This is a genomic window from Methylobacterium sp. 2A, from assembly GCF_009806555.1.
Taxonomy (GTDB): Bacteria; Pseudomonadota; Alphaproteobacteria; order Rhizobiales; family Beijerinckiaceae; genus Methylobacterium.
Window position 1 is genome coordinate 1 of record NZ_VUOK01000051.1, and the last position, 24,442, is coordinate 24,442.

A 24,442-nucleotide genomic window follows, 5' to 3' on the forward strand; every position below is an offset into this window, starting at 1 on the left:
TGATCGTCGCTACGTGTTCTGGCACGGGGAGGAGGGTCAGCGGTACACCCACTTCGCCAGCCGCTTCGCCGTCATAGCAAAACGGGCCAAGGTACCGTGGCGATGCCATGATCTGAGACATCGTTTCGCGAGCGTGTTCCTCCAAGAGACCGGGGACCTTGCGGCCTTGCAGGCGATCCTGGGCCACCGGCACATCGCCATGACCCTCAAATACGCTCACCTAAACACCGCGCATCTACATCGCGCCATTAAGCGGGTAGGCACGAAAACCGGCACGGCACCGCTGGTTTCGAGAGAGCCCACGGTGAGTGAGACGATGGTAAGTGCTTGATCTGGCGGAAGCGGATGGGAATCGAACCCACCGTACGCTGTTGGCGTACCGCTGGTTTTGAAGACCAGGAGGGCCACCAGACCCCGTTCGCCTCCGGGATCGGGGTTATGGGCCGCCATCGCCGGGGTCAAGGGCCGACGGCGGCCGGCGCACGCAGCCGCAGGGACGCACCCGGCGGGGCGTGCGCAAAGGTCGCGCCCGAGCCGCCTCCTCTTCAGGTCCCCCGCGCGGCGGGCACGGGCGACAGGCTGACCGACGCCCCGTCCGCGCCGACGTGAAGGCCGCTTCGCGACAGGCCATCACGCGGACGGCCTCCAGCGCGGCTCGCGCCAGGCGCGCATGGGTGTCCAGGGGCGCGGATGTCCAGGCGCGCGCGGGTGTCGTTGGCGGCGGCGATCACCGCCGAGTCCACGACGTCCGCGATGGCGCCGGCCACGACCGCCACATGGGAAGGTCGGCCGCGACCCGGGCGGGATCGTGCGAGCCGATCAGCCGCAGATCGAGCCCTGCGGCGCAGCGGATCAGGGGCGCGTGGAAGGTCCGACCGGCACAGCCGTAACCGATCAGGCCGACCCGGATCGGGCCGTCCGGGGGCGCCGCTGTCATATCCGGCCGCCCGTCGCGCGTCGGACACCGCCGAGGCTGCCTAAGTCGCCACCGGACGACCCAATCGCCCGCGATCGTCCGTGCGGTGGCAGACTCGTGATGAATTCAACCTGTGAGGGTCGCCGCGGAGGGCGACTCGTATTAATTCCGCCACACTGTTGTGGCCCTGCACCACCCATGCCGTTCCTGCAGCGCTCACTGACAGTGGAAGGCCCCGTGCCGGACCCGGAAGGGCCGGGCGAGGGGACCGATCCCGATGCGGCCCTGGCGGAATCGCTCCGGCCGGGCCCCCGCGGCCCGGGCTGGATCGGGGCTGCCGTGGTGGTCACCGCCCTGGTCTCGGCGCTGGCGACCTTCCTGATCCTGGCCGGCGTGATCCGGGTGACGCCGACGCCGGCCTACGGCGTGACGCTGCTCGCCATCAACGCGGCCCTGGTGCTGGGGCTCGCCTTCATCATCGCCTGGGAGGCGCGGGTCTTCCTGCACGCCCGCAAGGCCAACGCCGCGGTGGCGCGCCTGCACACCCGCATCGTCGGCCTGTTCTCGCTGATCGCGATCCTGCCCACCATCCTGCTCGCGGTGGTCGCCTCCGTGACCATCGACCGGGGCCTGTCGCTCGGCTTCACCGACCGGGTCCGCGATGTGGTGCTGAAATCCGTGGAGGTGGCCGACGCCTACCAGGAGAACCAGTGCCAGAGCCTCGCCCGGGAGATCCGGATCCTCGCCGACGACCTCACCCGCGCCCGGCCGAATTTCGACGTGAACCGCGACTGGTTCCAGAACTTCCTGACGACCCGGGCGACCAATCTCGGCCTGCCGGTCGCCCAGATCATGCGCGGCCCCACCGAGGTGGTGGCCCGGGCCAAGATCGACGTGCTGAAGACCAACCGCCTGCCCTCGGCGGCGGCCTTCGAGGATGCGGCGAGCTCGGCCGATCCGATCTGCCTGCTGCCCACCGAGGGAAGGATCTTCGCCGCCCTGGTGCGGATGCCCGCCTATGACGATGCCGTGCTGATGGTGCAGCGGGAGGTGAGCCAGCTCGCCATCGACTTCCCGGGCGTCTCCCGGGCGGCGGCGGCCGAGTACCTCACCTACGATTCCCTGCGCCGCTCGATCCAGATCACCTTCGCGTCGGTGTTCCTGCTGATCGCCCTGATCGCGCTGCTCTCGGCGGTGTGGTTCGGCATGAACTTCGCCAACCGGTTCGTGGCGCCGATCCGCCGGCTGATCAACGCCGCAGACCAAGTGGCCTCGGGCAATTTCTACGCCCAGGTGCCGACCAAGAAGACCAGCGGCGACCTCGCCCATCTCGGCGAGAGTTTCAACAAGATGACCCAGGAGCTGCGCCGCCAGCATGCGGGCCTCATCGCGGCCAGCGACCTGATCGACACCCGCCGCCGCTTCACCGAGGCCGTGCTCTCGGGCGTGTCGCCTGGGGTGATCGGCCTCGACGCGGCCGGCTTCGTCACCATCGCCAACCCGGCCGCCGAGCGGATGCTCGATCTGGAGAGCGACGCCCTGGTCGGCCAGCCGCTGGCCCAGGCGGTGCCGGAACTCGCTCCGGTGCTCGCCGAGAGCGAGGCGCGCCCGCGCAGCCTGCAGCAGCAGCAGATCCAGCTCACCCGGTCGCGCGGCGAGCGGACCATCACGGTGCGGGTGACGAGCGAGCAGGCGCAGGGCGCGTCCCGCGGCTGGGTGGTGACCCTCGACGACATCACCGACCTCGTCCAGGCGCAGCGCAGCTCCGCCTGGGGCGACGTGGCCCGCCGCATCGCCCATGAGATCAAGAACCCCCTGACCCCGATCCAGCTCTCCGCCGAGCGGATCCGGCGCAAGTACGGGAAGGTCATCACCGCCGACAAGGAGGTGTTCGACCAGTGCACCGCCACGATCGTGCGGCAGGTGGACGAGATCAAGCGCATGGTCGACGAGTTCTCGGCCTTCGCGCGGATGCCCAAGCCCGCGATCGCGCCGAACGACCTCACCGAGATCGCCAAGCAGAACCTGTTCATGATGCGCGTGGCGCATCCCGACATCGACTTCGCGTTCTCGGCCCAGGGCGGTGCGGGGAGTGCGGAAAAGATCGTGGCGGCCTTCGACATCCGGCTGCTCAGCCAGGTGATCACCAACATCCTCAAGAACGCCGTCGAGGCGGTGGCCGAGGTGCCCGAGGCCGAACTCGGCAAGGGCAAGATCTCCTTGAGCCTCGCCGTCGAGGACGGGTTCGCGGTGATCGCCGTCACCGACAACGGCAAGGGTTTCCCGGCCGAGGGGCGCCAGCGCCTGCTCGAGCCCTACATGACCACCCGCGAGGGCGGGACCGGGCTGGGGCTTGCCATCGTGAGCAAGGTGCTTGAGGAGCACGGCGGCGGGATCGAGCTGAACGACAATCCCGCCGGCCGCGGCGGCCAGGTCCGGATGCGGATCCCGCGCGAGCACGGGTCCGAGCCGGCCGCGGCGCCGTCTGAGACCCTACCCGTCACGACAGAGGAGAAGGGCGCCGCACCGACGGCCCCCCGGATCGCGGAGATGCACGCATGAGCGCCGATATCCTGATCGTCGACGACGAGGCCGACATCCGCGACCTCGTGGCCGGGATCCTGGACGACGAGGGCCACCGCTGCCGCACGGCCGGCGGCTCGGACGAGGCGCTCGCCGCCATCGAGGCGCGCCGGCCGCACCTCGTCTTCCTCGACATCTGGCTGCAGGGCTCCCGGCTCGACGGCCTGCAGGTGCTCGACCTGATCAAGGCCGCCAACCCCGACCTGCCGGTGGTGATGATCTCGGGCCACGGCAACATCGAGACCGCGGTCTCGGCCATCAAGGCGGGCGCCTACGACTTCATCGAGAAGCCGTTCAAGGCCGACCGGCTGATCCTGGTGGCCGAGCGGGCGCTGGAGGCCTCGCGGCTCCGGCGGGAGGTGCGCGACCTGACGGCGCGCTCCGGCGCCACCAACCGCATCGTCGGCACGTCGCTCGCCATCAACCAGCTGCGCCAGACGCTGGACCGGGTGGCGCCAACCAATGCCCGGGTGATGATCACCGGGGCGCTGGGCTCCGGCAAGGAACTCGCGGCGCGCAGCCTGCACAAGGCCTCAGCCCGGGCGAACGGCCCGTTCGTGCTGCTCAACGCGGCGGCGATCCTGCCCGAGACCATGGAGGCCGAGCTGTTCGGCGTCGAGGGCGAGAGCGGCCGGCGGGTCGGCGCCCTGGAGGAGGCCCATGGCGGCACCCTGTACCTCGACGAGGTCGCCGACATGCCGCGGGAGACCCAGAACCGGATCCTGCGCGTCCTGGTCGATCAGAATTTTCAAAGGGTCGGCGGCACCACCCGGGTCCACGTCGATGTCCGGATCATCTCCTCGTCCTCCCGGGATCTCCAGGAAGAAATCGCCGCCGGCCGGTTCCGCGAGGATTTGTTCCACCGCCTCTCGGTGGTGCCGATCCGGGTGCCCTCGCTCGCCGAGCGCCGGGAGGACGTGCCCGAGCTGATCCAGTTCTTCATGGACAACATCTCGTCCCAGACCGGCCTGCCCAAGCGCCGGATCGCCGAGGACGCGATGGCGGTGCTGCAGTCGCACAACTGGCCGGGGAACGTGCGCCAGCTCAAGAACAACGTCGAGCGGCTGATGATCCTGACCCAGGCCGATCCGGAGCAGGAGGTCACCTCCGAGATGCTGCCCTCCGAGATCGGCGCCCTGGTGCCGACGACGCCGGGCGGCGCGGGCGGCGAGAAGCTGATGAGCCTCGCGCTCCGGGAGGCCCGGGAGATCTTCGAGCGCGAGTACCTCGTGGCGCAGATCGCCCGGTTCTCGGGCAACATCTCGCGCACCGCCGAATTCATCGGCATGGAACGCTCGGCCCTGCACCGCAAGCTGAAGTCCCTCGGAATCGGCCCGTGAGCCGGAGGGGCAAAAGGACGCGTTGAGAGCGGCGCCGTTCCGTTATGGATCAGCTGGGTACAGGGGTTGCTTGCGCCCACGCTTTCACGACGTCATGTTGTATACACGGCCGCGGACGGGGTGATCGGACGATCCGGTCCACGGCAGACCCATCCCGGGCCGAGCGCACCGGGACAACAAGAAGGCCAAGAAGATGGCGGGCGAACGCGCACAGAACCTTCAGGACACTTTTCTTAATCATGTCCGTAAGAACAAGATCCCGCTGACGATCTTCCTGGTCAACGGCGTCAAGCTGCAGGGCGTCGTAACCTGGTTCGACAACTTCTGCGTGCTTCTGCGCCGGGATGGGCACTCGCAGCTCGTGTACAAGCACGCGATCTCGACGATCATGCCGGGCCATCCGGTGCAGCTCTTCGAGCCGGACGAGACCGCCGAGAAGGCGTGAGGGATCCGAAGGATCGCGGCTGCGAGACGGCATAGGCGTCTCGCAGCGATTCGAGACCGGACCGATCCTGCCCCGCAGGATGACGGGATCGTCGCGTGGATCCGCGCAGGGCGGCGATGATGTGCGCCGCCTTATCCATGCCCCTGCGAGCCCGCTTCGCGCCGTGGACAGGGGCGAATGGATGGCTCCCATCCCATGACAGAGCGCGACCTGCCCCCTCTCGCGAGCGGGAGAGGGCTGGGGTGAGGGACGGGACCTCTCAGAATCGAGCGTGCCCGCGCCGCGCGGACAGGATACGCCCCAGCCCTTTTAGGGTGTTGGGCTGAGACCAGAGACGGGCGCCAAACCGGCCTGCACGGCCGTTTTCCCGGGCGCATGCAGCGTCAGCGGAATGCAACCCGGGACCCAGCAGCAGACGTCGCGCAGCGTCCATCTGGATCGACCCGTGCCGCCGGCGCGGCGCTGTATGTGCTGGATCCCGGATCAGGTTCCGCTGTCGCTCCACCTGTCCGGGAAAGGGGGCGCGTCCTGAATCAGGGAGCGCCGCCGCCCTGTCGCGCACGCACAGAATGGCGCGCAAGCCCCGAAACACCTTAAAAGGGCTGGGTTACGCCCCTCCCGGACGCCGCACACGATGTGTGAAGCGGCAAGCCTCTGCGGGGGAGGGGAAGCCGCGGGCAATCATCTTGCCTCCTCCACGAGGAAAATGTGTGAACCTCGCAAGGACGAGGCGCGGGTCGGACAGCCGATCAGAGGCTTCCCGGTTCTGTGTCGTGGACCGTGCGGCCCGCCACGCGCATGGTCTCGGCCGCGCCGGCACGACATCGCCACAGATCATACCCCGCTATAATCAAGATTATTTGTTAAATAATATGTTAAAACGGATCATATCCCGAGCATAGTACAAGACTTATCTTATTTCGTCTCGTTAATTGATAGTTACATAATTTGTCAGACATATCGCCGTGCCGCTGTCATACTCCGCGGCGCGAAAATATAGTTCGGCGGCAACCCACGTCGTTGCACAAAAAATCATAAGACACGCAGCTCTAGCCAAGCAGAGGACAGACAAACTGTACTCAAACGTACGCCATATCCAATTATATCCAGCATATAACCTGATTACGCGCGCAGATTACTCGCGACAAGCTTCGATATCGCGAAGCTACGGCCGCATGGACTGCACGGATACCTTGGAAAGGGGGGCATCCGAAGCCGAACAGACCGACACACAATAAAAACAAATCATCATAAATCACAAATAAAAATCGGGGGAAACATGAGCCGCCCTATAAAAACAGTCGTTGCGACTGCCTTCGTCTGTCAATCAACACTTAATCCCGCCCTGGCAGCCGGCGAATATCCACCCTACGACGGATATCTGCTCGCCTATTTTACTGGCAACAGCGCATCTCAGGAAAGGATCTCGTTCGCGTACAGCCTCGACGGACGGCGTTTCAATAAGCTGAACAACGGAAACCCCGTTATCAATGGGGATCTAACCCAGTCCGGCGGCTTGCGGGATCCCTACATCACCCGCGGTCAGGACGGGAACTTCTACATGACCGCGACCGACATGCGGAGCAGCAACGGGTGGGGGAGCAATCGCGGCATCGTGCTGATGCAGTCTCCCGACCTCCTGCACTGGAAATCATCGAACATCAATTTCGAGACCCAGTTCCCCGGAATGTTTCCCGGTGTCCATGCGGTCTGGGCGCCCCAGGTCGCCTACAATCCCCTGACCAGCCAGAATATGGTCTACCTCACGGTCGGCACGAACGAGCCGTACAAGCCGTACTACGCCCATGCCAACCGCGACTTCACGGGACTGGTCGAGACGCCGAGGCAGCTGTTCTATGCCCGCGATGGCGTCGGCTACATCGACTCCGACATCACCGAGCAGGACGGCAAATACCATCTCCTCATGAAGGCGGAGACGCGCCCGGATGGCAGCACGGCCCCGCTCAGGGTCATCAAGCACGCCGTGTCCGATCACCTCACCTGGGGATACCTCATCCCGTCCAAGGGCCATTTACAGAAGACCACCGAAGCCGTCGAAGGTCCGCAGACCTACAGGCTGAACGATGGCAGCGGCTACATGGTCATGTACGACAAATACATGCATGACTGGAACAGAGGGACCTTCGAGCTGGTCAAGACGACCGATTTCAAGACCTTCACGTTGGTCCAGAACGCCGACATCAACTCGCTGTCGCCGCGGCACGGCGGGGTCGTCTCCCTCACCTCCGACGAGCTTCATCGCGTCCTCGACAACGACACCCGCATCACCGTCCAGGACGCCGCGGCCTCCTCGCCTTCGACATCCACGTCCGCGGCGTCCGGCACGACGGTCTTTGCTGCCCCGGCCTCCGACAGCGGGGTCAGCCGGAAGGATCTCGGCACGCTCAAGGCCGATAACAGCTGGGCGTCCGAGATCTGGGCGCTCTCGGGCGACGGCAGCGTCGCGGTCGGCGATGCGTACACGGACGCCAACGGCGTCAACATGCGCGCCGCCGCGTGGTCGGGAACCGACCTCTCGGTCAAGCAGGATCTCGGCACGCTGAGGACCGACAATACCGGAGCCGCCAAGGCCTACGCCATCTCCAAGGACGGGAGCGTGATCGGCGGCATCGCCGAGAACGCCGACGAGACCCTGCACGCCGTCCTCTGGTCGGGGACGAGCTGGGGCACCAAGACCGATCTCGGCACCCTGACCTCCGATCAGTCGGGCACGTCCGGCATCTACGCGCTGTCCAACGACGGCGTCATCGCGGCCGGCGAATCGAGCGTCGATTCCGGGACGACCCACGCGGCCATCTGGTCGGGCCGGAACTGGACCACGAAGACCGACCTCGGCACCCTGCGGTCGGACAATTCCGGGATGTCGTGGGCCTACGCGCTCGCGTCCGACGGGTCCGTGGTCGGGGGCTATTCCGCGACCGACAGGAACGTGGACGTCTACTCGCACGCCACACTCTGGTCCGGGGCGAACTGGGCCACGAAGACGGATCTGGGGACGTTGCGGACGGACAACAGAGGCACGTCGGTCGTGCGGGCGCTGTCGGCGGACGGCACGGTGGCGGCGGGCAGCAGCAGCACCGATTCCGGATACACGCATGCGGCCCTCTGGTCGGGATCGCGCTGGTCCGACAAGCGCGATCTCGGCACCCTGAGGTCCGACAACAGCGGAACGTCCTGGGTGCGGGCCCTGTCGGCCGATGGCCGGATCGCCGGCGGCACGGCCTCCACCGTCACGGGCTTCGCGCACGGGGTGGTGTGGCACGGGGACGGCTGGCAGACGAAGACCGATCTCGGCACCCTGAGGACCGACGGCCGCGGCGTTTCGGAGGTTCAGGCGCTCTCCGCCGACGGCCGGATCGCCGCCGGTTATTCGGAAACCGACTCGGGCGATCCCCACGCCGTCCTGTGGAAGATCACGTATCCGGCCTCGGCCTCCGTCAGCCAGAGCGCGGCACAGACATCTGCAGTGCAGAGTCAGACCTTGACGGCGGCGGCCCAGAATCCGGGGTCGAGCCAGGCGGCGCAGAGCGCGGCAGCGGCCACCACAAATCAGGCCGCGACCGCGACACAAACGGCACAGAGCCCAACCGCGGCCGCGACACCGGCGGCACAGGACCCGGCGGCCGCCACGACCGTGACGCCGACATCCACGGTCCAGAACGCGGCCTCCTCGACAGCGCAGGCCGCCGCGCAGGCGACGAACGCAATTCCGGCCACACCCGCAGCCGCGCCGGAGGCCCAGACCCAGATCGTCGACGTGACCAACACCCGGCGGACGATCGGGCGTCTGCGCTACGAGACCTTCTCAGCCCTGGAGATCCAGCGCCAGTCGCTCACCTACCTGCAGCAGAACTTCGTTGTGCCCAAAGGCCAGATCGGCTGGGGCGCCAGCACCGGCTTCGTCTCCGACGGCCGGAACGCCGATACGCTGTCCAGCCTGCCCCTGGGCTACGGCCTGACCGACACTCTGACGGTCGGAGGCACCCTCAGCTACGCGCCCTACCGGGTCCTGCCGTCCCCGGCCTTCAACGACAACCGGAACGCGTTCGGGGCCGGCGTCTTCCTGAACTGGCATCAGCCCTACGCGGGCGGTGAGGTGTTCGTGCGCTCCACATTCGCCTTCAGCCGCTACCATGCCGATGTCCGCCGCACACAGATGTCCGGCACCGAGGCGGGAGTCGGCGGGTCGCAGATCACCGGGCTCGCGGGCGCGATCGAGGTCGGCCAGGACCTCCCGCTGTTCTCGGATCTGGTGGTGGGCTGGCATGGCGGCGTCCGGACCAGCCGCGTCACCCGCCAGGGCTACGCGGAAGCCAATGTCAGCTTCCCCGTGCAGTACGGCGACGTGGTCTACCGCAGCACGCTCGCCTATCTCGGCGCGGACATCACCGTGCCGCTGATCCCGAACGTGCAGTGGATCTCCGGCGTCGAGGTCGAGCAGGCGGTGCGCAAGCCGACGATGACGTTCACGGCCCACGCCGACTATATCGGCGATTTCCGATATGGTGCCGATCTGACCCGAACCCGCGGCGAGGCCAAGACCGGCCTGCGGTTCAGGCTGGGCGACAATCTCACGATGTCGGCGACCACATCCGTCAGAACGACCGCCCTGGGCACCACCGCCATCGGAGGCATGCTGGCGTTCGGCGGCCAGCTCTGAACCACGCCTCGCGTCGCGCCCGCCGCCGAGGCGGTGCCGAAACGCGCAGCGCGACGCGGACTCCAACACTTCACCCCGAGGGACCGTCACCGGCCCTCGGGGTGGGGCCCGGATGAGGCCCCTGTGGATCATGAGGCGCGGGTGATCCCGCCAAATCGCACGCGGGCGTCGTCGCCCGGGATATCTGCCGCCGAACCTGTCCGAACGTCTTGGCTGAGGCCGCCCGCATCCCCATTCTGTCGGATCCGACCTCTCCAAGTAAGGCCGCCGGTGATCCGGCGGTCGTCCAAAGGCTGCATGACCGAAACGCTGACGTCCGGCGAAGCCCGCCTCCAGGCGCAGGCCGCCCCCGAGGGCGAGATCGCCGCGGCGACCCATACCCTGGTGATCGGCCCCTATCTGGCGCGCGGCGCCTACGGGGCCGGGACGGGACAGGCCGCACCCACCCGCTCCGTGGAGGCCCGCCTCGACGAGGCGACCGGCCTCGCCGCCGCGATCGAGCTCGACGTGGTCGAGAGCCTCGCGATCAGCCTGCCGCGGATCCGCCCCTCGACCTATCTCGGCAAGGGCCGCGTCGAGGAGATCGCCGGCCTGATCCGCGCCCGGGAGATCGGCCTCGTGGTGATGGACTGCGCCCTCTCGCCGGTGCAGCAGCGCAACCTGGAAAAGGCCTGGGGCGCCAAGGTCATCGACCGCACCGGCCTGATCCTCGAGATTTTTGGGCGGCGCGCCTCGACGCGGGAGGGGACCCTTCAGGTCGAGCACGCCCACCTCGCCTACCAGAAATCCCGGCTCGTCCGGTCCTGGACCCACCTGGAGCGCCAGCGCGGCGGCTTCGGCTTCCTGGGCGGCCCGGGCGAGACCCAGATCGAGGCCGACCGGCGCATGATCCAGGAGCGCATGACCCGGATCGAGCGCGACCTCGACGCGGTGGTGCGCACCCGCGGCCTGCACCGCCAGAGCCGGGCGCGGGTGCCGTACCCGATCGTCGCGCTGGTGGGCTACACGAACGCCGGAAAGTCGAGCCTGTTCAACACGCTGACCCGCGCCGAGGTCGTCGCCAAGGACATGCTGTTCGCCACCCTCGACCCCACCGCCCGGGCGACCAAGCTGCCCCACGGCGAGACCGTGATCCTGTCCGACACGGTGGGCTTCATCTCCGACCTGCCGACCCCGCTGATCGCGGCCTTCCGGGCGACGCTGGAGGACGCCATCGAGGCCGACGTGCTGCTGCACGTGCGCGACGTCGCCCACGTCGATTCCGAGGCCCAGGCCGAGGATGTCGGCGAGGTCCTGCGCGAGCTCGGCATCGAGACCAGCGCCGACCGGATCATCGAGGTCTGGAACAAGGCCGACCTGCTGGACGACGACGAGCGCACCCGTCTCCTGAACCTCAGCGGCCAGGGCAAGGCCCGCAACGACCGCGACAGCGCCGCGCCGGTCCTGGTCTCGGCGCTGACCGGGGAGGGGCTCGCCGCCCTCACCAGCCGGATCGAGGCGCGGATCGGGCGCAACCGCGCGAGCTTCGCGGTGACGCTGCCCCCGGAGGACGGGGCGGCCCTGAACTGGCTCTACGAGAACGCCGAGATCCTGGACCGCCGCGCCGAGGCCGACGGCACCCTGCATCTGGCGGTGCGGATCGCCCCCGAGAAGGAGCCGCGCTTCCTCAACCGGTTCGCGGCGGCCCGGCGGCTCGGCCGGGGCGGCTGATGGCCCTAGGCCGCGCCGGCAACCCGCCGCTCCCCGGCCTGCAGACGGCGCGGGCGCCGGCGGAGTCCGGAGCGCCGCCGGGGCTGGACGACGACGCGGTGCTGCAGGCCATGCAGGCGGGCGGCGGCCTGCGCCTGCTCGGCCTGCGCATCGTCATCGTGCTGGTGCTGCTGATGGCGGCCCAGGCCTATGACGGCTCGCTCCATGCCCTGAGCCACTGGTTCATTCTCGCCCTCTACGGGCTCGGCACGGTCTGGTTCGGGCTGGGCGAGCGCGGCGGGGGGCCCGCCGCGGCGGCCTATAGCTGGGCCGGCACCGGGCTCAATGCCGGGCTCGCCGTCTACGTGCTGATCGAGCACATGCTGGCCGGCGGGGGAGCGGGCCTCGGCGCCGACACGGTGAGCCGCCTGCCGGCCTTCCTGCTCCTGCTCCAGACCGGCCTGAGCATGCGGGTGGCCCAGACCCTGGTGTTCTGCGGCCTCGTCATCGCCTGCTGGAGCGCGACCTTCGGGATCGGGGTGCTGCATCCGGAGCTGTTTCCGAACGCGGACACCTTCCCGACCGCGCAGCTCACGGGGCTCGCGACCTTCACGGCGGCGGGCCTGCTTGTCGTGGACGGGGTGATCCGCCTGCGCGGAGCGGTGGTGCGGGCCCGGCGCATGGAGCACGAGCGGACTTTGCTGGCGCGCTTCGTGCCGGACGCGGTCGCCCTCGACCTCTCGGCCGAGGACGGCGATTCCGCGCTCGGAATCCACCGGCGCCACGCCTGCCTGATGATGCTCGACATCCGCGGCTTCTCCCGGCTCTCGGGCGAGCACCCGCCGGAGGCCATGGTGGCGGCGTTGCTCGCCGTGCGGGCGGCCGCGCAGGCGGCGGTGGCCGAGGCGGGCGGGATCGTCGACAAGTATATCGGCGACGCGGTGCTGGTTCAGTTCGTGATGGGCACGCCCGACGCACAGGCGCGGGCGGCTCTGGTCTGCGCCCTGTCGCTCCGCCGCCGGATCGCCGCCCTCAACGCGGCGCGGGCGGCCGAGGGGCTGTTCACCCTGCGGGTCGTGGTCGCCCTGCACGCGGGCGACCTGCTGGTCGGCGTGTTCGATGACGGGGTGCGGGCTGAGTACACGGTGCTGGGCCCGGCCATGAACGCCCTGTCGCGGATCGAGGTCCAGGCCAAGGCGGCCGAGATCGAGCTCGCCGCCTCGGGGGATTTTTTGGCGTTGCTCGGCGACGCGCTGCCGGATGGCATCCGGGCGGCCCCGGTGCCGCGGGCGGTGCTGCCCGAGGGGCTCACCCTGTTCGCCGTGGCGGACCGGGATCCCGATCCGGCCGGCTCCGCCTTCGCGAGCGGGGCGACGCCGGCCGCCAGCGCCGCGGCCTGAGGCGCCCTGCGGTGCGACGCCCGGTGCCGGAACCGAGAGGACTCTAATCCGTTCGGTCGTCGCGGCGCAGGGTCGCGGAGAACGGAAAGCCTATGAACAAGCTCATCCTCGGCGCGACGCTCGCGCTCGGCCTCGTCATCGGCGCCGCCAGCCCGACCCTGGCGGCCCCCGGCGACGGCCTCGACAAGAACGCCGTCGCCACGGGCAACACCAATATGGGCGGCATGCACCGCAACGCCCGGATGCAGTCGCGGATGATGCGCCACCGCATGATGCACCGGCACCACCACCGCCATCACATGATGCGGCGGCATATGCGCTGAGTGGTGCGAACCGCCGGGCGCCGTGATGCGGCGCCGGCGGTTTTCGCTGATGACACTCGAACGGAGGTCGGACAACCTCTGATTCAGAATAAAACTTCACCCGCTTGACCCGTTCAGCGACAATGAGCAGGAATGGCATAGTATAGATGATTCAGGAGACTGTTTTGAGCGACGTTGAAATCAAGCCCAGCAGCGATTGGCACAACTTCAATCTGAGAAGGTTTGCTGGATCGGGCGTTCAAAAGAACGCCGACAACAGCGTTGCTGTCGCATTCGAAACAGAACAGAATTTTAATATCGACGTGACTATGCCTCGGGAAGCGGCAGAGCACCTTAAGGCGGAGCTAGAAAAAGTTCTCCGGTGATAGTCTCCAAACGTCACGGTGATCCTAGCTAATTCGCCAAGTTCATCCTGGGCGTTGAGATAGGGAGATTAGAAAAACGCGAGCTGACGTCGGTTAAACCAAGATGCCGTAGCCTCAGATCTCGGCCAGCTTGGCAATCAGAAAGGGGGGCGCGCTCGGGCTGAAAGTTACACCCGAGCGCCACGCGAAAATCCTCCGCACAATTGCCGAAAAGCGAACAAAAACTTCAGCGTCGTCCGAACAGTTGAACGACATTTCCAACCACTTGCGCACTTGACGGTTCCTCGCCTTTAAGACGAGGCATTGCTTTTGCGTCCGCCAGCTCGTTTGAGAGCAAGCCTGGATCCAAATCACACAGCTCTTCAATGTCTCGCGGATTTAGGCGAACACCATCGGTAACTTGTGAGACTGATTGAACTTTCTCAGACAACAGAAGCTCAACGCTTCTCCGCAAAAGACGCGGACGCTCTTTCTCGATCTTGCCATCCAATGGCTCCTCTTTCCGCCATCCCCGCCGGTTATAGTTGATCCAAAGTCGCTGCGCTTGCTCTCGATCGAGCAGCTCAAGCGCCTCACAACGCTTAATCATTGCACCTACAGAAACTTTCCACCGATCTTTCAAGGCCATCATGGCATCCAACGTAGGGGCCCATAGTTCGGCGACGAATTGATCGGCAGGCAGCAAGAGAGCGTTGGCAAAGCGATGCGCCTGATCTTCCAATATCTTATTGTCGGCAGCAGTGTTCAGCCGCTTATTTTCAATATTCTTGTGCAACAGTATATGCGCGAGTTCATGCGCAGCATCGAACCGCTGACGAACGGCGCTGGCCTTGTCACGTCCCAAAACAATGAAAGGAATTCCGCCCGAGCGCGAGAGTTGTGAAAATCCATCCTGTTTTTCAGCGCCCATATTAATGCGCGAAACAACGATGCCATGATTTTCGATCTCCAAGAGTAAATCAGGCATAGGCCCGGAACCAATACCCCATTGCGTCCTTAGCTCTGTGGCAGCCGACTCCAGATAATCGGTGTCGATCTCACGAAAATCACGAGGCACATCTAGCTTCGGCAGATCGACACCCGGGAAATCTAGAAACCCTGCTAGGTAACCGAGGATATCTCTCACCCAACGAAGACGGATCTCCGCTCGCTGGCGCGCGACACTGCTAGCGGTAGCTCGGCAGCGCCAAAAAATGGGCGCATCATCAAGAACCGCACTCGAACGCATAAAGTATGAAAGCGGTACGTTGAGGCGTGTTGAAATTGCCTCAAGAACGTCCGCTCGCGGCGTTTGCTTGCCCTTTTCGTACTGAGAAACTGACTGAGGGGTAACACCTATAACTTCCGCAAGCGCAACCCCCGTCAAACCTCGAGCTTGACGCGCCTCAGCTAGCCGATCGCCATTGAACCCTGGCGTGCCGACGTTCATCACTCGCTCCCGGTCTTTTTGATTTCTTGCACCCGCAGCGAAGGCTTAACGCGGTCTTCACGTTTTTCTTCGGTCTTGTAGGAAGCGATAATCTCAGCGAAAGTGAGCTGAACAGCCCAGCTCTTATAATCATCATAGGGAATATAAAAACCAATCGATCCGATAGATTGATCTCCTTCAGTAAATTCCTTGCCGATAGGACTATGAAGAACAATACCACTCAATTGAGACGGTAGAACTAATTCTACAGGCTGATCTCCAAATAAAAAATTTCCCTGGTGATCGAAAGCGTTGACCGCAGCAAGCTGCTTCCGAAATTTAGCTGGGCTGGGCATTTGCCCGCATGATTGAACATATTTCTGCGTCATTTTTACGCCGCCGTGCCCAGCGAGTGCATAGGTGCAACGGTTCTCGGCTATGAGCGTATCGGATGCCTGCACGCCATCTCGCTTAGCCTCATCTATCAGGAGCCATTCCATCGCAAAATGGCGTTCTTGCCATAGCTTGCTGAGCCTCTGGGATTTGTTCAATCGTGGGTCGGCGCTGACAGCGCTAAAGGCGTCCTTGTAGATGCTTTTTGCCCGCTCCTGATACCCTATCCAAAATGGCTCCGGCATTGCCGTCGTGAGCAGCCTCAGAACGTGGGCTCTTCGCTGTTCGCTCGGTTCCATTGCCGCCCCTTGATCCGCGTCGCGATTTAAGGAGATTGCACTTTTATGTTCGAATTGTAAAGTTTTGAGGCGACATTGCGCGAAATGCCAAGCTGCTAGGTGCATAGGGGCCACATAAAACGCCTCACCGCAGCCTACTACCCGCCCTCCCGCCATAGTGCCCGCACTCGCGACTTCTGCTACGCTTTCCGCGCTCGAGCGCCCGCCGGAGCGGGTGCCGCACCGCGAGGACGGAATGCTGGGATCGGGACGGTTGGGGCGGTTCGCCCTGGGATGCCTCGCGGCTTTGGCCACCCTCACGCCGGCCAGGGCCCAGGCCGGACCCCAGACCAAGCCGCTCCCGCCCCTGGTCTTCACCGGCATCCCCGATCAGGACGAGAGCCGCCTCGTCGAGCGCTTCGGCAAGGTCGCGACCTATCTCGAAGCCAAGCTCGGCGTGCCGGTGCGCTACCTTCCGGTGAAGAGCTACCCGGCGGCGGTCACCGCCTTCACCAACGGGCAGGTGCAGCTCGCGTGGTTCGGCGGCTTCACCGGCGTCCAGGCCCGCAAGGCCGCGCCGGGCGCCCAGGCGATCGCCCAGGGCGCGGAGGACGCGGCGTTCAGGACCTACCTCATCGCCAACGCCGCCACCGGGCTGAAGCCGGACAAGGAGTTTCCGAAGGCCATCGCGGACAAAACCTTCACGTTCGGCGCCCGCGCCTCGACCTCGGGCCGCCTGATGCCGGAATACTTCATCCGGCAGGCGTTTCCGGGGAAGAGCCCCGAGCAGGTTTTTTCCCGCGTCGGCTTCTCGGGCGACCACAGCCGCACCATCCAGCTGGTCCAGTCCGGCGCCTTCGCGGTCGGCGCCGTCGATTACTCGGTCTGGGACCTCGATTCCAAAGCCGGCAAGGTCGATTCCAAGGCGGTTTCGGTGATCTGGGAGAGCCCGCCCTTCCCCGACTACCAGTGGACTGTCCGGGGCGACGTGGAGCAGACCTACGGGGCGGGCTTCACCGAGAAGCTTCGGGCCGCGCTGACCGGCATCACCGATCCGGCGATTCTGGAACCGTTCGGACGCTCGAAATTCATCCCCGTGACCAATGCCGCCTACGAACCCCTGGTCGAGGTCGGCCGGTCCACCGGCCTGCTGGATTGACGGCCGGTGTCGGGCGACAGGGCGGCCATCGTCCTCGAAAACGCCGCCGCAGCCTATGACGGGCGCCCGGTTCTGTCGGGGGTCGACCTGACCGTGCGGACGGGCGAGCGCGTCGCCCTGATGGGCCGTTCGGGGGCCGGCAAGTCGACCCTGATCGGCCTGATCCATGGGCAGGCCCCCGACCGGGTGGCGCTGGTGCCCCAGGCCGCCGCCCTGGTGCGGCCGCTCTCGGTGTTCCACAACGTCTATATGGGCCGCCTCGACCGGCGCTCGACCCTGCATAACCTGCGCACCCTCGTCCGCCCGGCGCGGGCCGACATCGCCGCGGTGGAGGCGGTTCTCGACCGGGTCGGGCTGGCGGACCGGCTCTGGGCCAAGGCCGGCGCATTGTCGGGCGGCCAGCAGCAGCGCGTCTCGGTGGCCCGCGCCCTCTACAACGGCCGGCCGATCCTGGTCGGCGACGAGCCGGTCTCCGCCCTTGATCGCCAGCAGGGCGGTCGGATCCTGGCCGAGATGGCCCGGAGCCACGAGACCCTGATCCTGGCGCTGCACGACGTCGCCCTGGCGCTGGCCCATACCGACCGGGTCGTGGTGCTGGAGGCCGGCCGGATCGTCCTCGACGCGCCGACGCTGGGCCTCGACCCGGCGCGGCTCAGCCCCTTCTACGCGGCCGCCTGATCGGGCCGTCAGAGCCCGGCGCCGCGCTCGCGCACCTGCTCGGCCTGGAGCGCGTTGAGATAGCCGGTCAGGCGCCCGCTGACCGCCGGATCGGCGCATTGCACCCAGAGGGGGGCCGGCAGGGCCCGGACGGGCAGGCGCAACAGGAACGCCTCGGCGGACAGGGCCGCCTCCCGCTCGGAGGCGGCGGCCAGCAGGCGCGCCCCCGCCTGCGTGCCGATCAGGATCGCGATCGTGGCCATGATGACGATCCACGGTGATGAGATATCCCCGCACGACAACGATGCGGGCGCGCGAAGCGTTGCGCTGGGATCATCAGCTCGTCGGACGGATGCAGAGCGGCTCCCGGGCCAGCGCGAGGCTGAACCACCACTGGATTCGCCCGAGCGAATCCGTCAGGACCGCTGCGGTCAGCAGCATGCCGGCGGCTTTGACGCAGAGTTCGCGGGCCGCGCGGATCGCGGCCTCCGCATCGTCCGCCTCCAGGGTATCGCTCGCGAAGGCGAGGCCGCAACGGCCGTCCGCGTGCTCCAGCGTGCGACGGAGTCGATAGGCCGGCATCGCACAGACCTCCCTGCAACGCGTCACCACCGGCCCGCGGCGCAGGCGACGATCCAGCATAGGCGCGTCCTGACCGGCCCGCCTGATCCAGGTTAAGGAATGGCGCGTTTTCAGGTCACAGCGCGGGCGCCGGCCTGCCCATGATGTCGCAGACGGCCACTTCGGGAGGTGCGCGCGAGGCCGTGCGCGGTCTTGTTCCAGCGCTCCGGGGCGCGGACCAGTTCGATCAGGGCCAGCCAAGCCGCCAGGCTGACCAGCAGGAAGTAGAGCGGCATCCCAAGGGCGTAGGGGGCGAGATCGCCCCAGCCGCGGCGGACGCAGCCGATCAGGGCGGGGAGGACGAGGGCCCCGAGCCCCGTCCCGAACAGGGTGATCGCGAGCCCCGTACCGAGATTGTCCAGGAAGACCGGGGCGGCCGGAATCTCGAGGACCAGAAAGGACCAGATCGCGGCGGCGAGGCAGGCCGGGTAGGCCAGGGCCGAGATCACCGTGCCGGGGACCAGCGCCACGGCACAGAGCGCCTCCAGCCCGCCGAGGCGGCGCGCGTTGGACAACGGACTGCGCCCGTGGGTGAGGCTCGTCTGGGCGAGCCCCTTGAGCCAGCGGATGCGCTGGCCGAGCCAGGGCCTGAACCGGCTCGGCGCCTCCTCGGTGGTGGCGCTCGGCAGGTCGCTGACCCCGTAGCCCGCGAGCGCGAGCCGCATCCCGAGATCGGCATCCTCGGTGACGTTGAAGGCATCCCAGCCGCCGAGCGCCCGGAGCGCCCGGACGCGCAGGTGCATCGACGTGCCGCCGAGCGGGACCGGCAGCCGGCACCGGGCGAGCGCGGGGTTCAGGACATCGAACAGGCCGGCATATTCCAGCGCGTAGGCGCGGGTGAGCCAGGAATCGTCGGCATTGTCGATCACGAGCCGGCCCTGGAGACAGGCGATCCGCTCGGGCAGGCGCGCGAACAGCGCGGCGGCCGAGCGCAATTGGCCGGGATCGGGAAGATCCTCGGCGTCATAGACCGTGAGCAGGTCCCCGCGGGCCAGCGGCAGCCCCGTATTGAGCGCCCGCGGCTTGGTGCGTGGGGACCCCGGCGGAACCGTGATCACCTCGAACCGGGCGGGGAGGGGTATCGGCGCGAGCACCGCGCGCATCTCCGGATCGTCGGCCTCGATCAGCAGCTTGATGTCGAGCTTGGCCGGGGGGTAGTCGAGGGCCGCCAGCGCCCGCAGCAGGGCCGGAACCACCGCCGCCTCCCGGTAGAGCGGGACGAGGATCGTGTAGACGGGCAGGGCGGCCTCCGCGAGCGGCGGCACCGCGGCCGTGACCGGGGCCGCGATCACCACGGCGGCGAGGCGAAAGGTCGTCATGGCCAGGAACAGGATCTGCGCCGCCAGCGTCACCGCGCGGGCGAGCGGCGCCGGGAGCGCGGCGTAGAGGCAGAGCCCCGCAGTCAGGGCGAGGCCCAGGACCAGCAGCCACCAGACCGTGGGCTCGCGCGCGGTCACCCGCTCCGGCGCGCGCCGCGCGAGATCGTGCGCGGCGTAATCCGCCACCTGCCCGGGGATCGCGGCGAACACCGCCTCGCGCAGGCGGGTCGGGCTGGTGATGGCCAGCGGACCGATCCGTCGCGGGCTGCCGAGGAGGCTGGCGATGCTCCGTCCACGCGGCGCAAGCACCCAGGGCGCCACCGACCCGGGCGCCAGCGGCGCGAGCCCGGTGACCAGATTCTCGGGAAAGCGCAGGCCCGGACCGAACGGGATCGGTCCGTCCAGGTAGGGGGCACCGAGCGCCCGGGCGAGGGCCCGATAATAGGCCGTCTCCTCCATCAGGCCGGCCTGCAGCAGCGCGGTCGCCGCATCCGTCCCGGCCTCGGCCGCATCGGCGGCGGCCCGGATCAGCAAGCGGTCCGCGACGCCCTCCGCGCGCAGGAAGGCGATGTCCGGCGGCAATGCGGCCCGCGCCGCCGACGGGTGCTCGAACGGCACGCCACGCTCCCCCGGTGGCCACAGAACATGATAGGGACCGCGGGTGAGCCAGTCCCCGCCCCCGCGCTCCGGCAGGAGCACCGCCCCCATCTTAGAGCCGCCCCCGAGTGCGGTACGTTCAACGACGGCTCTAAGCCCTTGTTTAAGCCCGCTCTCTTGCGCTGACCTTGCGTCCGGTCCGGAGGTCGTCCGCACGACGAGGGACGGCGGGCGGCGCGTTCCCGTCCGGCTCGCGGCGGCCCTGATCGCCCTCGCCCTGTGCGGCATATGGGCTGGGCCGCAGCGGGGCGCCGCCGCCGCGGAACCCCAGGCCGCGACGCCCGCCGTGACGGTGCCGGATTTCTGGAACCCGCGCAGCCGCGGCGAGCGGGTGGAGGCGCCCCAGACCGGCCGGGCGGTTCGCTTCCTCACGGACGACGAGTTCCCGCCGCTGCACTTCGCCGGCCCCGACGGCAACCCGACGGGCTTCGTGGTCGAGCTCGCCCGCGCGGTCTGCGAGAAGCTCGCGATCACCTGCACGGTGCAGGCGCGCCGCTTCGACACCCTGCTCGACGCGCTGGACAGTAAGCAGGGCGACGTGATCGCCGCCGCGATCCCCCTGACGGCGAAGCTGCGCGAGAAATTTTTGGCGACCCGGCCGTATTTCCGCTGGCCGGCGCGCTTCGCGGCACGGACCGACAAGGGCCTGCCGGTCCCCTCGGCAGCGGCACTCGCCGGCCGAAGCGTCGGGGTGATCGGCAACAGCGCGCATGCGGCCTACCTGAAAGCGTTCTTCCCGAAAGCCGTCCCCAAGGACTTCACCGATCTGACGGCGGCCGAGAGCGCGCTCAAGCGCGGCGAGATCGACTATCTGTTCGCCGACGGCCTGAACCTCGCCCTCTATGTCGGCGGCCAGGACGCGGAAAATTGCTGCGCGCTCACCGGCGGCGACTATCTGGAGAACCGCTATTTCGGGGAGGGGATCGGCCTGATCACCCGCCAGGAGGATGCGGCGCTCTCCCGGGCGCTGGACGACGCACTCCAGCGGGTCTGGGACGACGGGAAGTACACCGAATTGTACCTGCGGTTCTTCCCCGTCAGCCCGTTCTGAGGGCTTTCATCGCCGGCGGGAATCGGGAATCCTGTCCGGCGTGCTTCGGCTGTCGGATGGCACCATGACGGATCTGCTCGAAAAGGCCGTGGCGAAGGCGCGCGACCTGTCGCCGGACCTTCAGGACGAGATCGCCCGCCTGATGCTGGCCTTCGTGGGGGATGAGGATTCGGTCTACCGGTTCACCCCGGAAGAGGCAGCCGAACTCGACGAGTCCGAGGCCGCCGAGGCGCGGGGCGACTTCGCGACCGAGGCGGAGATCCGCGCCATCTGGGCCAAGTATGGTCTGTGAAGCTGCGGATCACCCGCCCTGCCGCAGCCCAGCTCGATCGGGTGCTTACCTATATCGATCAGCGGAACCCGCAGGGCGCGCGGCATGTCCAACACCGCGTTCAGGCTGCGATAGACCTGCTTCTGCACCATCCCTTCGCGGGCACCGTGACCGCGCGGCCCGGTATTCGGCGCCTTGTCGTGCGCCCCTACCCATACGCGATCACGTACCGCGTCCGCGCAGATGAGGTTGTCCTATTGGGCTTTCGACACAGTGCGCGCCGGTCCCACGTCTGACCCCACCCGCATCGTTGCGGGCAATAACGACGCCGGTTGCCCCCCGGGCGTTCCGCTCCGGTGCGAACCGCTCTAGGGTGCGCGCTCCGCGTTTCCCTCACATCCCGAAGACATGTCCGCCGCACCCCCAGCCCTGACCCTCGATCCCGACACCATCGAGGCCGCCGCCAACGCCGCCGCCTGGCCCTTCGAGGAGGCGCGCAAGCTCGTGGCCCGGCTGGAGAAATCCGGCAAGCGCGAGGTGCTGTTCGAGACCGGCTACGGTCCCTCGGGGCTGCCGCATATCGGCACGTTCGGCGAGGTCGCCCGCACCTCGATGGTGCGCCACGCCTTCCGGGTACTGACCCGCGACGCGGTGCCGACCCGGCTGATCGCCTTCTCGGACGACATGGACGGGCTGCGCAAGGTGCCCGACAACGTCCCGAACCGGGAGATGCTGGCCGCCCATCTCAACCAGCCGCTCACCCGCGTGCCGGACCCGTTCGGCACCCATGACAGCTTCGGGGCGCACAACAACGCCGAACTGCGCCGCTTCCTCGACGCCTTCGGGTTCGCCTACGAGTTCCGCTCGGCGACCGAATGCTACCGCGCGGGCGTGTTCGACGCGACGCTCCTGCGCGTGCTCGAACGCTACGATTCCGTGATGGAGATCATGCTGCCGTCGCTGCGCGCCGAGCGCTCGGCGAGCTATTCCCCGTTCCTGCCGCTCCACCCGGTCACCGGCCACGTGATGCAGGTGCCGATCGATGAAGTGAAGGCCGGGAGCGGCACCATCGTGTGGCGCGATCCCGAGACGGGCGAGCGCTACGAGACTCCGGTGACCGGCGGCCACGCCAAGCTGCAATGGAAGCCCGACTGGGCGATGCGCTGGGTCGCGCTCGGCGTCGATTACGAGATGGCCGGCAAGGACCTGATCGATTCGGTGAAGCTCTCGGGCAAGATCGCCCGGGCGCTCGGCGGCGAGCCGCCGGAGGGCTTCAATTACGAGCTGTTCCTCGACGAGAAGGGCCAGAAGATCTCGAAGTCGAAGGGCAACGGCCTGACGATCGACGACTGGCTCAAATACGGCACGCCGGACTCGCTCGCCCTGTTCATGTACAACAAGCCGCGGGAGGCCAAGCGGCTGTTCTTCGACGTGATCCCCCGGCACGTGGACGAGTATATCGGCTTCCTCGACCGCTATCCCGGCCAGGACGCGAAGCTGCGCCTCGGCAACCCGGTCTGGCACCTCCATGCCGGCAACCCGCCGGAGCCCGAGCGGGTCGAGGGCGCGAGCCTGACCTTCGCGATGCTGCTCAACCTCGCGGCGGTGGCCAACACCGAGGATCCGGCGGTGCTGTGGGGCTTCATCCGCCGCTACGCGCCGCAGACCGGGCCGGAGACCCATCCGGGCCTCGACCGGCTGGTGGTCCACGCCCTGAAGTACTTTTCGGATTTCGTGCGGCCGGCCAAGACCTACCGGGCGCCGACATCCGAGGAGCGGGCAGCCCTGGAGGATCTCTCGGAGACGCTCAAGGAGCACACCGGCTCCACCGATCCGGAGGCCCTGCAGGCGGCGGTCTACGAGGTCGGCCGGCGCCACTTCCCCGACACGTCCGGCAAGGCCAAGAGCCCGGACGGGCGGCCCGGCGTGTCGCAGGCGTGGTTCACGAGCCTCTACAACGTGCTGTTCGGCGAGGCGCGGGGACCCCGGTTCGGCTCCTTCGTGGCCCTCTACGGGGTGGAGGAGACGCGGGGGCTGATCGCCTCGGCCCTGTCGGGGGCGCTGGTGGCCGAGCACGAAGCCTTCGCGGCGGGCAAGACGGCTGCCTGAGCCCCGCGATGATCGTCGACAGCCTCGCGGCGCTGGAGGCGATCTACCACGCGGCGCTGGCGGCCGCCTCCACGGCGAGGTGGCGGCCTTGGTCACGCCGGACTACGCGGCGCTGATCGCGGGGGAGGTCGGTGGCCAGCGCTACGATGCGGAATGGCCGGAGCGGGCCGCGAAGACGATGTGGTGAGGGCCGGGTTCGGCAGCCGTCGACGCTACGCGACGCCGAGAAATAGCGCGAGGGATCGGGTCACGGCCAATAGGGTCGCGTCATCAAGGCGCCCGATTGGCGGCCCGACTCTCACCCGCCTCACCGTCATGACCTTGTCGATCTGAATTTGAGACGGCTTGTTCAAGCCGTTCTGAGGTGTCGGCTGCACGGACAGCCGGATCAGCGGTGCATCCATTTGCGTCGACGAGAGCAGCAGGACCGTCACTGAACTGGTCTGTGCGAAGGTGTCAGCCTGGATCACGAGTGCCGGACGAGGCTTTCCGGAATCGCCCGCCATAGCGACGGTGACGAGATCGCCGCGCCTCACGGCTCGGCCGGATCGTCGAGGTCGGCGAGAGCGGCGTCGAGGAAGGCGTTCAACTCATCATCGGCCGCATCGGCCTCCGCCACGAGCAGTGACTGGCGCCGGCATTCGTCGGCGAAACCTGGCTGGCTCGAGTCCGGAACCCAGATCTGCACCGGCCGGAGCCCGGCCGCGCGCAGAGCCGCTCGACGCTTTCGAACTCTCTCGACGACAGGCGTGCCCATCCGCATCTCGCATTCAGTTA

At 67.5% G+C, this 24,442-nt stretch carries 22 protein-coding genes and 1 tRNA gene; 15 read left to right on the top strand and 8 right to left on the bottom strand.

Annotated elements, in window-relative coordinates; genetic code table 11:
- The coding region (locus FVE89_RS22520) for a tyrosine-type recombinase/integrase (protein WP_160536506.1) at positions 1–331 on the top strand (331 nt) is incomplete at its 5' end.
- 2 nt (positions 332–333) lie between these two features.
- On the opposite strand, the gene FVE89_RS22525 is transcribed toward FVE89_RS22520, so the two are convergent.
- A tRNA-Sec gene (locus FVE89_RS22525) sits at positions 334–426 on the bottom strand.
- A gap of 688 nt (positions 427–1,114) precedes the next feature.
- On the opposite strand from FVE89_RS22525, the gene FVE89_RS22530 reads away from it, so the two are divergent.
- The 8 genes from FVE89_RS22530 to FVE89_RS22565 all read left to right on the top strand — a co-directional run bounded on the left by FVE89_RS22530 (position 1,115) and on the right by FVE89_RS22565 (position 13,742).
- Positions 1,115–3,478: a PAS domain-containing sensor histidine kinase gene (locus FVE89_RS22530; RefSeq protein ID WP_160536507.1), complete on the top strand. Its 2,364-nt coding sequence runs from the start codon at positions 1,115–1,117 to the stop codon at positions 3,476–3,478.
- Positions 3,475–4,839, top strand: a complete 1,365-nt coding sequence (locus FVE89_RS22535; protein ID WP_160536508.1) for a sigma-54 dependent transcriptional regulator — start codon at positions 3,475–3,477, stop codon at positions 4,837–4,839. Before FVE89_RS22530 ends, FVE89_RS22535 begins: the two co-directional genes overlap by 4 nt.
- Positions 4,840–5,032: 193 nt before the next feature.
- Entirely contained in the window at positions 5,033–5,284 is a 252-nt protein-coding gene (gene hfq, locus FVE89_RS22540) for an RNA chaperone Hfq (protein ID WP_007563033.1), read from the top strand.
- Between the two features lie 1,279 nt (positions 5,285–6,563).
- Entirely contained in the window at positions 6,564–9,965 is a 3,402-nt protein-coding gene (locus tag FVE89_RS22545) for a family 43 glycosylhydrolase (protein WP_246731136.1), read from the top strand.
- A 297-nt stretch (positions 9,966–10,262) separates the two neighbouring features.
- Positions 10,263–11,675 carry a GTPase HflX gene (gene hflX, locus FVE89_RS22550; RefSeq protein ID WP_160536510.1) on the top strand — a complete coding sequence of 471 codons (1,413 nt, stop codon included), beginning with the start codon at positions 10,263–10,265 and terminating at the stop codon, positions 11,673–11,675.
- The gene (locus FVE89_RS22555) at positions 11,675–13,054 is read left to right on the top strand and encodes an adenylate/guanylate cyclase domain-containing protein (RefSeq protein ID WP_160536511.1); all 1,380 of its coding nucleotides are present in this window, start codon (positions 11,675–11,677) and stop codon (positions 13,052–13,054) included. The genes hflX and FVE89_RS22555 overlap by 1 nt, the downstream gene beginning before the upstream one ends.
- Positions 13,055–13,146: 92 nt before the next feature.
- Positions 13,147–13,377: a hypothetical protein gene (locus tag FVE89_RS22560; RefSeq protein WP_160536512.1), complete on the top strand. Its 231-nt coding sequence runs from the start codon at positions 13,147–13,149 to the stop codon at positions 13,375–13,377.
- A gap of 164 nt (positions 13,378–13,541) precedes the next feature.
- Entirely contained in the window at positions 13,542–13,742 is a 201-nt protein-coding gene (locus FVE89_RS22565; RefSeq protein ID WP_160536513.1) for a hypothetical protein, read from the top strand.
- Positions 13,743–13,968: 226 nt separating this feature from the next.
- Here the strand turns inward: FVE89_RS22565 and FVE89_RS22570 are convergent, their stop codons facing one another.
- A complete protein-coding gene (locus FVE89_RS22570; protein ID WP_160536514.1) occupies positions 13,969–15,171 on the bottom strand; it encodes an XRE family transcriptional regulator in 1,203 nt (400 codons plus the stop codon).
- Positions 15,171–15,842: a hypothetical protein gene (locus FVE89_RS22575; protein ID WP_160536515.1), complete on the bottom strand. Its 672-nt coding sequence runs from the start codon at positions 15,840–15,842 to the stop codon at positions 15,171–15,173. The genes FVE89_RS22570 and FVE89_RS22575 overlap by 1 nt, the downstream gene beginning before the upstream one ends.
- Before the next feature lie 235 nt (positions 15,843–16,077).
- Between FVE89_RS22575 and FVE89_RS22580 the strand changes: the two genes are divergently transcribed.
- Together FVE89_RS22580 and FVE89_RS22585 are read left to right on the top strand one after the other, a co-directional pair.
- Entirely contained in the window at positions 16,078–16,980 is a 903-nt protein-coding gene (locus FVE89_RS22580; RefSeq protein ID WP_160536516.1) for a putative selenate ABC transporter substrate-binding protein, read from the top strand.
- Between the two features lie 6 nt (positions 16,981–16,986).
- Positions 16,987–17,658, top strand: a complete 672-nt coding sequence (locus tag FVE89_RS22585; protein WP_160536517.1) for an ATP-binding cassette domain-containing protein — start codon at positions 16,987–16,989, stop codon at positions 17,656–17,658.
- A gap of 8 nt (positions 17,659–17,666) precedes the next feature.
- Here FVE89_RS22585 and FVE89_RS22590 read toward each other — a convergent pair whose 3' ends face one another.
- From FVE89_RS22590 to FVE89_RS22600, 3 genes are all read right to left on the bottom strand, one after another.
- Entirely contained in the window at positions 17,667–17,900 is a 234-nt protein-coding gene (locus FVE89_RS22590) for a hypothetical protein (protein ID WP_160536518.1), read from the bottom strand.
- A gap of 73 nt (positions 17,901–17,973) precedes the next feature.
- Complete coding sequence (locus FVE89_RS22595) at positions 17,974–18,219, bottom strand: hypothetical protein (protein WP_160536519.1); 246 nt, start codon at positions 18,217–18,219, stop codon at positions 17,974–17,976.
- Positions 18,220–18,329: 110 nt separating this feature from the next.
- A complete protein-coding gene (locus FVE89_RS22600; protein WP_342390027.1) occupies positions 18,330–20,195 on the bottom strand; it encodes a glycosyltransferase in 1,866 nt (621 codons plus the stop codon).
- Between the two features lie 265 nt (positions 20,196–20,460).
- On the opposite strand from FVE89_RS22600, the gene FVE89_RS22605 reads away from it, so the two are divergent.
- The 4 genes from FVE89_RS22605 (at position 20,461) to FVE89_RS22620 (ending at position 23,665) form a co-directional block, all read left to right on the top strand.
- On the top strand, positions 20,461–21,285 hold the full coding sequence (locus FVE89_RS22605; RefSeq protein WP_342390095.1) for a transporter substrate-binding domain-containing protein: 825 nt from the start codon (positions 20,461–20,463) through the stop codon (positions 21,283–21,285).
- Between the two features lie 64 nt (positions 21,286–21,349).
- Positions 21,350–21,577: a hypothetical protein gene (locus tag FVE89_RS22610; protein WP_160536522.1), complete on the top strand. Its 228-nt coding sequence runs from the start codon at positions 21,350–21,352 to the stop codon at positions 21,575–21,577.
- Complete coding sequence (locus FVE89_RS22615; protein ID WP_160536523.1) at positions 21,574–21,852, top strand: type II toxin-antitoxin system RelE/ParE family toxin; 279 nt, start codon at positions 21,574–21,576, stop codon at positions 21,850–21,852. Before FVE89_RS22610 ends, FVE89_RS22615 begins: the two co-directional genes overlap by 4 nt.
- 112 nt (positions 21,853–21,964) lie before the next feature.
- The gene (locus tag FVE89_RS22620) at positions 21,965–23,665 is read left to right on the top strand and encodes a lysine--tRNA ligase (protein ID WP_160536524.1); all 1,701 of its coding nucleotides are present in this window, start codon (positions 21,965–21,967) and stop codon (positions 23,663–23,665) included.
- A 212-nt stretch (positions 23,666–23,877) separates the two neighbouring features.
- Here the strand turns inward: FVE89_RS22620 and FVE89_RS22630 are convergent, their stop codons facing one another.
- Complete coding sequence (locus FVE89_RS22630) at positions 23,878–24,201, bottom strand: type II toxin-antitoxin system PemK/MazF family toxin (RefSeq protein WP_160536525.1); 324 nt, start codon at positions 24,199–24,201, stop codon at positions 23,878–23,880.
- A complete protein-coding gene (locus FVE89_RS22635; RefSeq protein WP_160536559.1) occupies positions 24,198–24,422 on the bottom strand; it encodes an antitoxin MazE-like protein in 225 nt (74 codons plus the stop codon). Before FVE89_RS22635 ends, FVE89_RS22630 begins: the two co-directional genes overlap by 4 nt.
- Positions 24,423–24,442 lie beyond the last annotated feature (20 nt).

Excerpts from the sequence above, each read along its gene's own strand:
- FVE89_RS22530 (WP_160536507.1), top strand. The coding sequence starts at position 1,115 with ATGCCGTTCCTGCAGCGCTCACTGACAGTGGAAGGCCCCGTGCCGGAC.
- FVE89_RS22535 (WP_160536508.1), top strand. The coding sequence starts at position 3,475 with ATGAGCGCCGATATCCTGATCGTCGACGACGAGGCCGACATCCGCGAC.
- hfq (WP_007563033.1), top strand. The coding sequence starts at position 5,033 with ATGGCGGGCGAACGCGCACAGAACCTTCAGGACACTTTTCTTAATCAT.
- FVE89_RS22545 (WP_246731136.1), top strand. The coding sequence starts at position 6,564 with ATGAGCCGCCCTATAAAAACAGTCGTTGCGACTGCCTTCGTCTGTCAA.
- hflX (WP_160536510.1), top strand. The coding sequence starts at position 10,263 with ATGACCGAAACGCTGACGTCCGGCGAAGCCCGCCTCCAGGCGCAGGCC.
- FVE89_RS22555 (WP_160536511.1), top strand. The coding sequence starts at position 11,675 with ATGGCCCTAGGCCGCGCCGGCAACCCGCCGCTCCCCGGCCTGCAGACG.
- FVE89_RS22560 (WP_160536512.1), top strand. The coding sequence starts at position 13,147 with ATGAACAAGCTCATCCTCGGCGCGACGCTCGCGCTCGGCCTCGTCATC.
- FVE89_RS22570 (WP_160536514.1), bottom strand. The coding sequence starts at position 15,171 with ATGAACGTCGGCACGCCAGGGTTCAATGGCGATCGGCTAGCTGAGGCG.
- FVE89_RS22575 (WP_160536515.1), bottom strand. The coding sequence starts at position 15,842 with ATGGAACCGAGCGAACAGCGAAGAGCCCACGTTCTGAGGCTGCTCACG.
- FVE89_RS22580 (WP_160536516.1), top strand. The coding sequence starts at position 16,078 with ATGCTGGGATCGGGACGGTTGGGGCGGTTCGCCCTGGGATGCCTCGCG.
- FVE89_RS22590 (WP_160536518.1), bottom strand. The coding sequence starts at position 17,900 with ATGGCCACGATCGCGATCCTGATCGGCACGCAGGCGGGGGCGCGCCTG.
- FVE89_RS22595 (WP_160536519.1), bottom strand. The coding sequence starts at position 18,219 with ATGCCGGCCTATCGACTCCGTCGCACGCTGGAGCACGCGGACGGCCGT.
- FVE89_RS22610 (WP_160536522.1), top strand. The coding sequence starts at position 21,350 with ATGACGGATCTGCTCGAAAAGGCCGTGGCGAAGGCGCGCGACCTGTCG.
- FVE89_RS22620 (WP_160536524.1), top strand. The coding sequence starts at position 21,965 with ATGTCCGCCGCACCCCCAGCCCTGACCCTCGATCCCGACACCATCGAG.
- FVE89_RS22635 (WP_160536559.1), bottom strand. The coding sequence starts at position 24,422 with ATGGGCACGCCTGTCGTCGAGAGAGTTCGAAAGCGTCGAGCGGCTCTG.